This is a genomic window from Longicatena sp., from assembly GCF_982403165.1.
In genome coordinates this window covers 1-11,604 of the sequence record NZ_CEVYEL010000070.1, presented here as the reverse complement: position 1 = coordinate 11,604, position 11,604 = coordinate 1, and the positions used below count along the sequence as shown (strand labels likewise).

Here is an 11,604-nt window from a genome sequence, read left to right as displayed (position 1 = left end):
CATCTGAATAAGATGCAGTAGTAATGTTAAATATCAACGATACAGCACACTAGAACTACCTATATCACATTTTTTATATATCGTCTGTTTATAACGACTTCCACTGAAATTCGCATAATGCAGATTGCATTCAATATATTGTATATTATGTAACACACAATCAATGAATTGTGTTCCCATTGCGCGACATGTTTTGAAAATAGTGCGATGTATGGCACCATCACTAAAAACAACATTGTTAAATTCACAATTTTCAAAAATGACATCAATCATGTCAATGTTAAGAAAATTACAGTCTTCAAAACATACATTTTCAAATACTATGCCATCCAAATGCAGACATGGCAATTCTGGTTCAGTAATTAGACAATTTTTAAAACTTAGTCCTTGTAGATAGGGCTCCTCTTCCACCATTTTGTGGAATTCTGTCTGTTCTTCTAAATATGAGGGTATTCTTGGTTTCTCAATTTTCATTTAAACCTCCAAGTTATTTGTGTATAACGGTTAAATTTATTAAGTAAATTCTAATGGATTCATTATAACACCCATGTTATGAAAGTCTATATACTTTTTGATCATGGTGCAAAATTTTATCATGAAAAGAATAATCTTGTATAGTTTTTACTTTAATCCTTACTCATTGACAACATATAGTGAAAAAGAGTCTTTCACGTTAATTATAAACCTAAAAAATGTAGAAAGGTCCTTTTACATCTATTCCTTATAAAATATGATGAAGTAGCGTTATGATAAAAGTGAATCTTTTTAAAAACTATAGTCATCTTTTTTATGATTATATCTTGACGATTATCAAAGCCAATTTTTTGTTTTTTTTTCAAAAATCTGCTCCTTTCAGAAATAAACTAAACTTGCCAATCATTGGTATTTCGTCTTATAATGATATCATGTATTTTATATACATGGATTGATTCTATATTTTGCTTTTATATTATCATTTTAAGAGAGCATGAATCGTATTTTATATCTGATTACTCCATCTAAACCTACATATTCAGTCAAAATACATGATATTCAAAATACATGTTAATTCAAAACGCATATTCGTTTAAAACACATGATATTTAAAACACATATTCATTCAAAGCATATGATATTCAAGATACATATTCATTCAAAGCACTTATGCGTAAAATTGACAAGTTATAGAACACTAACCAAAACCAAATAAAGGAAGGACATTAAAATGGAACAAATGATTATCACACCAATTGCAAAATCCCTTAATATCAGTGAAAAACAAGTGGTAAACACCTTAGATCTACTAGAGCAGGGAAATACGGTCCCTTTCATCGCCCGTTATCGAAAAGAAGTCACAAATGGTCTAGATGAAGAACAAATCCGCGTCATTCAGGAAAATTATGCATATCAGCTAAACCTAAAAAAACGTAAGGAAGACGTGGCACGTCTTATTGAACAACAAGGAAAATTAACAGAAGAAATAAAAAAACAAATTGAAGCATGCGAAAAGCTGTCACAAGTAGAAGACATATATCGACCATATCAACAAAAACGCAAAACCCGTGCAACAGATGCACAGGCAAAAGGTCTTGCTCCACTTGCTGAATGGTTATTAAAACTACTGCCAAACGTAAATGTCGCACAAGAAGCAGCAAATTATATAAAAGAAGATGTACCAACTATTCAAGATGCTTTGCAAGGGGCAAAAGATATTATTGCCGAAAAAGCTAGTGATGATGCTGAAATCCGCAAACGCATCAGAAACAGTATGGAACATTATGGACGCCTAGTGACAAAAGAGAAAAAGAAACATGAAGATACAAAAAAAGTGTATAAAATGTATTACGATTACAATGAACGTATTTCCACCCTAGCGAGTCATCGTATCATGGCAATCGATCGTGCAGAAAAAGAAAAGGTCATCCAAGTCTCCATAGATTTTGATGAAGATTATCAACTGAATTGGGCTATCCAGAGATTCACCAAAAAACGCCAATGTCCAGCGGTTCCTTATATTGAAGAAGCTGTGCAGGATGGATTAAAACGCCTTGCATTTCCAAGCGTAGAACGAGAAATTCGCAATGAACTGAGTGAAAGAGCACACGAACAATCAATCGAAGTATTCTCTATGAATTTAGAAAAACTATTGTTGCAACCACCAATGAAACAAAAAATGGTATTAGGCTTTGACCCAGCTTTTCGTACAGGATGTAAACTTGCGGTAATAGACGAAACCGGAAAGCTATTGAAAATCAGTGTCATCTACCCCCATCAGCCAAATGCCAGGACAAAAGAAGCCGAAAGTATCATGCTGAATTTGCTAAAAACATATCCTATAAAAATCATCGCAATTGGCAATGGTACAGCCAGTCGCGAGAGCGAAGCTTTTGTTGCAAAGTTGATACGTGATTATCACCTTGCGGTGTCTTACACCATCGTCAGTGAGGCAGGAGCATCCGTATACTCTGCCAGTAAGCTCGCCCGTGAAGAATTTCCGGATCTTCAAGTAGAACAGCGTTCAGCTATATCAATCGCTCGAAGAGTTATTGATCCACTTGCAGAATTGATTAAAATAGATCCACAATCTATCGGTGTTGGTCAATATCAACACGACCTGCCAACGAAACGATTAAAAGAACGTTTGGATTTTGTCGTTACAAAAGCAGTGAACCGTGTAGGAGTAAATGTGAATACTGCCAGCAGTGAATTATTGAAAAATATATCTGGTTTAAGTGCAGCCACCGCGAAATCAATTGTGACCTATCGTGAAGACCATGGTGAAATAAGAAACCGCATCGAGTTAAAGCAAATTCCAAAGGTCGGAGCAAAATCATTTGAACAGGCGGCTGGTTTCCTGCGCATTGAAGACGGTGATGAACCTTTAGATCGAACATCTATTCATCCTGAAAGCTATGCTTTGGCGAAAAAAATTCTTGCCCAATTTGCTTTAACACCTTCTATGATGGGAAGCGAGGAAGCAAGAGCTTCTTTGGAAAAAGTGACATCTTCAGCCTTAGCAAAAGAATTAGGCGCTGATGTATATACGATTGAAGATATCTTAGATGCCATACGTTCTCCATTGCGTGATTATCGTGAACGCTATGATGCGCCAATTTTACGAAGTGATGTATTGGAGCTGGAAGATCTGCATATCGGAGATGAATTGGAAGGTGTTGTTCGTAATGTTGTGGACTTCGGTGCTTTTGTAGATATCGGTTTGCATGAAGACGGCTTAGTACATATTTCAAAAATGCGCCGTCAGCGAGTGCAACATCCTAGTGAAGTTGTGGCTGTAGGAGATGTTGTCAAAGTCTGGGTATACAATATTGATCAAGAAAAACAAAAAGTACAACTTAGTCTGTTACCATTGCAAAAATAAAGCTGTGGTTGATGAAGAGGGTACTGGTTAGTCAATGATGATAAAAATAGTATCAGGTAGTAATGGAAGTACTTTATAATGAAGATATGGATGTGTTTTCTAAGCAAATGACGTGCTGGTCTTTTCACCCGCAGGATCATTTCGATTAAAAAACACATCCTTTTCTTAAAGATGCGACGTTAAGAACATCATCTATTCATCTTTATTTAATATGGATAAGTAGAACCACTTTCATAAAGAATGATGTGCGTTATCCTTTACAACCTAACGGAATTAATTTTATTATGATCTTTTTTTATATCTGATCAACATTTTTTTATCATTTGCAATGCAAATCACGATCAGCTAAAAAGTGAAGAAAACCAAGCTTTCTTTGACAGTTTAAATTTAAAATTTCATCATTTCTAAACATGTGACATGTAGTATCCATATAACTAAATATTGACGATATCGCTTTGTAATAAAGGCAAGCGAAAGTTTTACACAAAACGTAATTTCCTTATGAAAAATAAAGATTTTATAGTATAATAAACGTGGTAATTATAAGGAGGACTAAGGAATGTCAGAAATCGACGTATTAAAGGGACATGCGACGAATATCCGAAAGAATATCGTAAAAATGGTGACAGAAGCAAAATCTGGTCATCCGGGTGGAAGTTTATCCTCTGTGGAAATTGCGACGGCTATTTATTTCACACAGATGAATATTGATGAGAACAATCTGACGAGCAATCAGCGTGATCGTTTTGTGTTATCAAAAGGACATGCATCACCGCTGTTGTATGCTGTATTAGCAGAAAAAGGATTTCTTGAAGAAACAGAATTAGCAACCTTCCGTAAGCTGAATTCTCGTTTACAGGGACATCCTAGCATGCGTAAGTTGCCTGGGGTAGATATGTCAACCGGCTCTTTAGGGCAAGGTATTTCAACGGCTGTAGGAATGGCGTTATCGAACAAGTATCATGAACTGCCTTATCGTGTATACACATTGTTAGGCGATGGTGAATGTCAAGAAGGTGAAGTATGGGAAGCAGCTATGGCAGCTGCTCATTACAAGCTGGATAACCTTTTGGCATTTGTAGATAACAATGGATTGCAAATTGATGGCAAGATTAGTGATGTCATGAATCCTTCACCAATTGATGAAAAATTTAAAGCCTTTGGCTGGAATGTCATTACGCTGGAAGATGGTAATGATCTTGCATCTGTAATTGAGGCATGTGAAGAGGCGAAAACCGTTAAGGGCAAACCTACGGTAGTTGTCGCGAAAACGGTGAAAGGAAAAGGTGTTTCCTTCATGGAAAATCAGGCAGGTTGGCATGGTGTTGCCCCTAGTGCGCAACAGTGTCAGGATGCACTCAAAGAATTGGAGGGAAATAAATAATGAAAGTAGCTACACGTGAAGCTTATGGGAAAACTTTAGCGGCATTAGCAAAAGAAAATAAAAATATCATCGTGTTAGATGCTGATTTGTCTGGTTCAACAAAGACAAAAGAAGTCAAAGCAGTAGCACCTGAACAGCATTATAATATGGGAATAGCAGAAGGCAATATGATGGCTGTTGCGGCAGGTCTGGCAGCAAGTGGTAATATCGTCTTCGCATCTAGCTTCGCCATGTTTGCGACTGGTAGAGCTTTTGAACAAATTCGTAATTCTATCGGTTATCCACATCTGAATGTGAAAGTCTGTGCATCACATGCCGGTCTGACGGTTGGTGAAGATGGTGCCAGTCATCAAAGCATTGAAGATATCTCCCTAATGCGAGGCATTCCTGGTATGACTGTCATTTGTCCGGCAGATGCAGTGGAAACGGATAAAGTTATCCGTGCTGTGGCGGAAATTGATGGACCTTGCTACGTTCGTCTGGGCAGAAGTGCAGTGGAAACGGTATATTCAGAAGATATGGCGTTTGAAGTTGGAAAAGGAAATGTCCTACGTCAAGGGAAAAAGGTCGCAATCATAGCTTGTGGCATTATGGTCGAAGCAGCATTACAGGCTTATGATGAGCTAAAGGAAAAAGGCTATGAACCAACTGTAGTGGATATGCATACGATCAAACCAATTGATAAAGATTTATTGGTAGAACTGGCGAAGAGCCATGATTTATTCGTTACTTGTGAAGAGCATAGTGTCATCGGCGGCTTGGGCAGTACAGTTGCTGAAACATTGAGCCAGTATGCTCCAACAAAAATTAAGATGGTTGGCGTTCAGGATACTTTCGGAGAAAGTGGTACACCTGCTGGCTTGTTGGAAAAATATGGCTTAACTAGTAAGGATATTGTTAAAGCAGTTATTGAAGAATAATACATATCGATAAAGAGAAGAGGGAGAGCCTTTCCTTCTTCTTTTTTCATACAAGTAGCTTTTGTGATATTTGATAGAAATCTTTTGTGATTTAAAGAATAAGTAACTAGCCAGTATGGCAAGTAATGTACAATTTCATGCAAGATCATAAGCATTCATTAGCTTTTCCATTCATAAGTTACAGTTAGCTTTTAGGTTCATAAGCATCTGTTAACTTTTATATTCATAAGCATTTTTTCCATTCATAAGCATCTGTAAACTTTCACGTTTATAAGCGTGTATAAAAGAAAAAGAGACAGAAATTAAAGATTGTGGCTTACAATTTTCTTACATTTCTTTTAGATAAGGAATTTATGTGAAGGATTTGTTATAATACAAGCATGGAGGGATACTATGCAAACAAGAATATTGGTACTGGATGATGAAAAAGAAATCGCTGACCTTGTCACCCTGTATCTGAAAAATGAGGGATATCAGGTCCACGAATTTTATGACAGCGAAGATGCATTGCGTTTTATAAAGGATAATCCCGTTGACTTGGCAATGTTGGATATCATGATGCCAAAGATTAACGGCTTTGAGATATGCAAGATCATACGTGAAAAATATACATTCCCGGTTATCATGTTAACGGCTAAAATTGAGGATATGGATAAGATTCAGGGATTGTCATTAGGAGCGGATGATTACATGACCAAACCGTTTAATCCGCTGGAGATGGTAGCACGAGTAAAGGCACAATTGCGTCGTTATAAGAAATATAATACAACAAAGGATAATGTAAATGTGATTGATTTTAAAGGACTTATCATCGATAATGATTCTCATCAATGCACACTTTATGATAAAGTTTTAAATCTGACACCGATTGAATTTTCGATTTTGTGGTATTTATGTAAGAATCGTGGCAGAGTCGTTCCTAGTGAAGAATTGTTTGAAGCTGTGTGGAAAGAAAAATATTTTGATTCCAATAACACGGTGATGGTACATATTCGCCGCTTGCGAGAGAAGATGATGGAACCGCCTCGTAATCCGAAATTTATTAAAACGGTTTGGGGCGTAGGGTATAAAATTGAAGAATAATTGGTATCAGCAGCTGCGGAAACAATTGACTCTGCGGTTTCTGCTGTTGACGCTTATCGTATCTGCAGTTTTATTACTCTTTATTGCCATGATCGGCAGTAAAGCTGGGTTAGAAGCCAGTAAAGGAACTTTAAGCAATGGGGATTTTTATTATTACTATTTACAGCATTCATGGGAGATTAATACCTTGTTATTCACCATTGGGTTTATCGCTTTATTGTTATTTTTTATTGTATCTTTCTTTCACAGCATGGATGCCTTACTACTCTGTCTACAAGGAAAACCTTTGCGTAAGCAGCCTTTATTTTTCAAAATGTTTCCACAATTTCTGGAGGCTCAAAAGAAAGTCGAAAATTTGCTTGCCAAACGCAGTGTGAGTGAAGAAGTGTCTGCACAAAAGAAAGAGCATAAGAATGAATTATTAATGTATCTGGCACATGATCTGAAAACCCCCTTAACATCAATGATTGGTTATATCAATCACATTTTGGATCATCATTTGAATGAAGAACAGGAAGCATCTTCTTTAGCCATTGCACATAGTAAAGCAAACCGTTTAAATGAATTGATTGATGAGTTTTCTGAAGTTTTACGTTATGATGATAAGGTGTCACAACTGAATGTTACACATATTGATTTGACTATGATGTTAAAGCAGCAATTGGTAGGTTTTTATCCTTTATTAGAAGGAAAAGGTCTTAAATTAAAGGAAGAAATCCCACAAGATATGTTGATTGATGGTGATTATGATAAACTACAGCGTGTATTTGATAATCTGATGCGTAATGCTATCAATTACGCAAAACCGGATACGACCATTTATATTACGGTCACAAAACAAGAGCAGGGCATTCAACTATTATATCGCAATAAAGCTGAGGATATGAAGGAAGAAGCCGTTGCACATTTGTTTGATAAATTTTATCGTGCACAGAGTGCCCGCAGTTCCAGCAGTGGTGGTGCCGGCTTAGGTTTAGCAATTGCGCGAGAAATTATGCAGCTGCATCATGGGGATATTCATGCAGAATTAGATGGCGATGAGATTTCCTTTTATCTGCATCTACCTTATACGTTAGGGGCATCGATATGAAAGAGCGATATTTGAAAAACTTAGAACGCCGCTTGGTGCTGAAATATACCTTTATTGTATTGGCATTGAGCCTAGGTGGAGCTACGATCTTGTATATTTTTGATAATGTATTAAATGGCATTGTCATTGATTTTTTAAAAGTACTTTTGATAGATGGTGACCCATTTTCAACCTTTAAGAAGATTTTTGCTATTGTTTTACCTGCCATTATTGCCATTACTGGTTTTATGCTTGTTTATTTTCTATGCCGAGAGCTGTCAAACTATCTTCGCGTGTTAATGGAAGGTATGGATGATGTTTTGGAAAAGCAACGCGAAAAGTTAAATTTTCCTAAAGAGTTGCAGCCTACCCAAAAACTAATCTTATCCATTGCGGAGGATTATCAGCGCAATGAGAAAGCAGCTTTAGAGGATGAAGAAAAGAAGAAGGATTTGATTTATTTATTAGCACAGGATATAAAATTGCCTTTATCAAATATTTTAATGTATTTAGAACTGTTAGAAAAGGAACAAAGAATATCGCCACAATTACGTAAGGAGTTTATGGCAAGTGTTCTTTATAAATCCATGGATCTGGAAGAGATGATCAATGAGTTCTTTGATATCACTCGATTCAATCTGCGTTATGCGAAATGGACACCGGAGCATATGTATTTGGATCGCATGGTGGAGCAGGTGTTGGATGAATATTATCAAATGTTGGAAGAAAAGAGTATGAAAGTGGATGTGCAGTATGAACATCAGCTGCCCTTATATGCGGATAATGACAAGATTGCCAGAGTTCTGCGTGATTTATTACGGAATATGATTGCATTAGGGGATGCCAATAGTACCATTGTTATACAGCTTATGGAGCATAGTGCGCATTATACGATTGTGATGAAAGGCAGTGTTCCTCATTTGTCCGCATATCAGATTGCTCATATTTTCCATAACTATTATCGCTTAGAGGATTTGCATGGAAGTGGTAAGCAGCATGTATTGGGTTTAGGTATTGCAAAACAGATTGTTGATATGCATAAAGGCATCCTTAGGGCAAGTTCTTTGCAGGATACCTTGCAGTTTTATATTGATTTGCCCAAAGAAACTTTGGAGAAAGAAGTAGCGCATGCATAAGCTGAAAGGATGCTGGTGGCTTATGCATGAAGTGAATAGTACAGAAAGGAAAGAAAGCGTATGCGTTGTGAAGTAAATGAGCAATTTCCGATAGCCATTGAAGAGGAAGGAACGGTTATGGACTATGTCGATCACGAATTTGTCTTTGTGATCAAGGATGAAACATGGACGGATTTCGAGTTGAAGGCATTAAAGAAACAGCCTTTGGAAATAGCGTTTGTATATAAATATGATATCGCCATCTTCTTATTAACATTGGAGGATGCGATTGATACGAGTGATTTCGTATTTAATGTGCATGATAACGATTATGATGAAACATTGTTTACACATTTTGCTACAGGCAGTGGTTATACCTGCACGTTATATTTACTTGATGGTAAGAATATAGTGAAAGGTAGAAAAATCGTGCAACTATCAAATGCGATGTCCCTTAAGATTGCGGACTGTTTAAAGCAGCAGAAGGATGTCCCTTATCGCGAAGAAGAATTTATTTGTAATCTAGAAGGGTTGCAGGCGGCTTGGGAACCTTTTGAGTTACAGCCAATGGCAATTGCAAATGAGACGTTTAAATAGGTATATTCTTTTAAAATGTATGCGGTGTAAATACACATGTATACATTTTTTAGATTTATAGTTGTGCTTTTTTTCACTATACAGTATAATTTAAGATAAGATTTAAGAGGAGGCAAAAAGATGAGAGCGGTAGTAAGTGTAATTGGTAAAGATATGGTAGGCATTCTGGCGAAAGTCAGTGTAGAATGCGAAAAGGCGAATATGAATGTGCTGGAAGTTTCACAGACATTGCTGCAAGATATGTTTGCGATGATCATGCTGATTGATATTACAAAAGGTAATACATCCTTGAGTGATTTTGCACAGCATATGGAAGAGGTAGGAAAAAAAGAAGGTTTAATTATCCACGTCATGCATGAGGATATTTTTAATTCCATGCATAAAATTTAGAAGGAGAATTGTCTATGATAAATGTACATGATATTCTGGAAACCATAAAGATGATCGATGAAGAATACTTAGATGTTCGTACGATTACCATGGGTATATCTTTATTAGATTGCTGCGACAGTGATATCGATCGTTCTTGTGAGAAGATATACAATAAGATTACGCGGTTGGCAAAAGACCTGGTCAAAACAGGAGAAGATATTTCTCGTGAATATGGTATCCCTATTATTAATAAGCGAATTTCGGTTACACCGATTGCCATGTTGGTAGCTGCTAGTGGCGGTGATCCTGTAAAATATGCATTGACATTGGAAAAGTGTGCGCAAGCAGTAGGGGTTAACTTTATTGGTGGTTATTCCGCATTAGTGCAGAAAGGATGTGCAGCCGGCGATCGCGAATTAATGGAATCCATCCCGCGGGCATTAGCACAGACGGAGCATGTGTGTGCATCTGTTAATGTTGGCAGCACAAAGGCAGGCATTAATATGAATGCAGTAGAGCTTATGGGTCGTATGGTGAAGGAAGCGGCTGAACTGACAAAAGATAACAATTGTATTGGAGCAGCAAAGCTTGTTGTATTCTGTAATGCGCCTGAGGATAATCCTTTTATGGCCGGTGCTTTCCATGGTGTTGGAGAACCGGATTGTGTCATAAATGTAGGTGTATCTGGTCCGGGTGTGGTAAGGGCTGCGTTAGCGAAAGCTCCTAAGGATGCGCCGATGAATGAGATTGCGGATATCATCAAAAAGACAGCCTTTAAGATCACACGTATGGGTCAATTGGTTGGCTCCTTGGCAAGTGAGCGCTTAGGTGTACCATTTGGTATCGTGGATCTTTCTTTAGCACCGACACCGGCTGTCGGTGATAGCGTAGCATATATCTTAGAGGAAATGGGCTTACAGACTTGTGGGGCATATGGTACGACAGCTTGTCTGGCAATGCTGAATGATGCGGTAAAAAAAGGCGGTGTCATGGCAAGTAGCACGGTTGGCGGTCTCAGTGGAGCATTTATCCCGGTCAGTGAGGATGCCGGTATGATTGCAGCGACACGTGCCGGTGTTTTATGCCTGGAAAAATTAGAAGCTATGACAGCGGTATGTTCCGTAGGTTTAGATATGATTGTAATTCCTGGTGAAACAACTGCTGAGGTAATTAGTGGTATCATTGCGGATGAAGCTGCAATTGGAATGGTGAATTCTAAGACAACAGCAGTTCGTGTGATTCCGGCAGTTGGTAAACAAGCAGGTGATGAACTGGAATTTGGCGGTTTGTTAGGAAGTGGCCCTATCATGAAAATTAATCAGAGTGATAATTCTGTCATGATTCATCGAATGGGAAGAATACCAGCTCCTTTACAGAGCTTGAAGAATTAAATGATACAAAAGTCTAAAAACTATAGGAAGATAGCTTTTAGACTTTTTCTGTTCAGTATGATTGTATGAAAGATACAAGAAGTTATCTGTATTCCATATAGAATCATCCTAGGGAAGTGTTGCGTGTAATTACAAGGCGACTTGCAAAAATCGTAATTCTATAAGGATGGTTAACGCTATTAGATATTCCTTTACATTACGATATAACACGAAAGGGGAAACGGATATGAATGAAAGTATTCATATAAATTATATATGTCTTTTTGACTATCTTTTTATATCTTCTTAAATGTCCGCAAAGCCTTATTTTATCGG

At 37.3% G+C, this 11,604-nt stretch carries 10 protein-coding genes; 9 read left to right on the top strand and 1 reads right to left on the bottom strand.

Annotation, left to right across the window (positions count from 1 at the left end; genetic code table 11):
* Positions 1-33 precede the first annotated feature (33 nt).
* Positions 34-474 carry a pentapeptide repeat-containing protein gene (locus AC1VS3_RS11560; protein ID WP_481275658.1) on the bottom strand — a complete coding sequence of 147 codons (441 nt, stop codon included), beginning with the start codon at positions 472-474 and terminating at the stop codon, positions 34-36.
* Between the two features lie 730 nt (positions 475-1,204).
* On the opposite strand from AC1VS3_RS11560, the gene AC1VS3_RS11555 reads away from it, so the two are divergent.
* From AC1VS3_RS11555 to AC1VS3_RS11515, 9 genes are all read left to right on the top strand, one after another.
* On the top strand, positions 1,205-3,358 hold the full coding sequence (locus AC1VS3_RS11555) for a Tex family protein (protein WP_008687272.1): 2,154 nt from the start codon (positions 1,205-1,207) through the stop codon (positions 3,356-3,358).
* 559 nt (positions 3,359-3,917) lie between these two features.
* Positions 3,918-4,742 carry a transketolase gene (locus AC1VS3_RS11550; protein WP_008687275.1) on the top strand — a complete coding sequence of 275 codons (825 nt, stop codon included), beginning with the start codon at positions 3,918-3,920 and terminating at the stop codon, positions 4,740-4,742.
* Positions 4,742-5,662, top strand: a complete 921-nt coding sequence (locus tag AC1VS3_RS11545; RefSeq protein ID WP_008687277.1) for a transketolase family protein — start codon at positions 4,742-4,744, stop codon at positions 5,660-5,662. Before AC1VS3_RS11550 ends, AC1VS3_RS11545 begins: the two co-directional genes overlap by 1 nt.
* 393 nt (positions 5,663-6,055) lie before the next feature.
* Complete coding sequence (gene vanR, locus AC1VS3_RS11540) at positions 6,056-6,745, top strand: VanR-ABDEGLN family response regulator transcription factor (protein ID WP_481275656.1); 690 nt, start codon at positions 6,056-6,058, stop codon at positions 6,743-6,745.
* A complete protein-coding gene (locus AC1VS3_RS11535) occupies positions 6,735-7,835 on the top strand; it encodes a sensor histidine kinase (RefSeq protein ID WP_008687280.1) in 1,101 nt (366 codons plus the stop codon). Before vanR ends, AC1VS3_RS11535 begins: the two co-directional genes overlap by 11 nt.
* Complete coding sequence (locus AC1VS3_RS11530; protein ID WP_008687282.1) at positions 7,832-8,950, top strand: sensor histidine kinase; 1,119 nt, start codon at positions 7,832-7,834, stop codon at positions 8,948-8,950. The genes AC1VS3_RS11535 and AC1VS3_RS11530 overlap by 4 nt, the downstream gene beginning before the upstream one ends.
* A gap of 60 nt (positions 8,951-9,010) precedes the next feature.
* The gene (locus tag AC1VS3_RS11525; protein WP_008687284.1) at positions 9,011-9,526 is read left to right on the top strand and encodes a hypothetical protein; all 516 of its coding nucleotides are present in this window, start codon (positions 9,011-9,013) and stop codon (positions 9,524-9,526) included.
* 120 nt (positions 9,527-9,646) lie between these two features.
* A complete protein-coding gene (locus tag AC1VS3_RS11520) occupies positions 9,647-9,916 on the top strand; it encodes an ACT domain-containing protein (protein ID WP_008687286.1) in 270 nt (89 codons plus the stop codon).
* Between the two features lie 14 nt (positions 9,917-9,930).
* Positions 9,931-11,289: a PFL family protein gene (locus tag AC1VS3_RS11515; protein ID WP_008687288.1), complete on the top strand. Its 1,359-nt coding sequence runs from the start codon at positions 9,931-9,933 to the stop codon at positions 11,287-11,289.
* Positions 11,290-11,604: the final 315 nt, after the last annotated feature.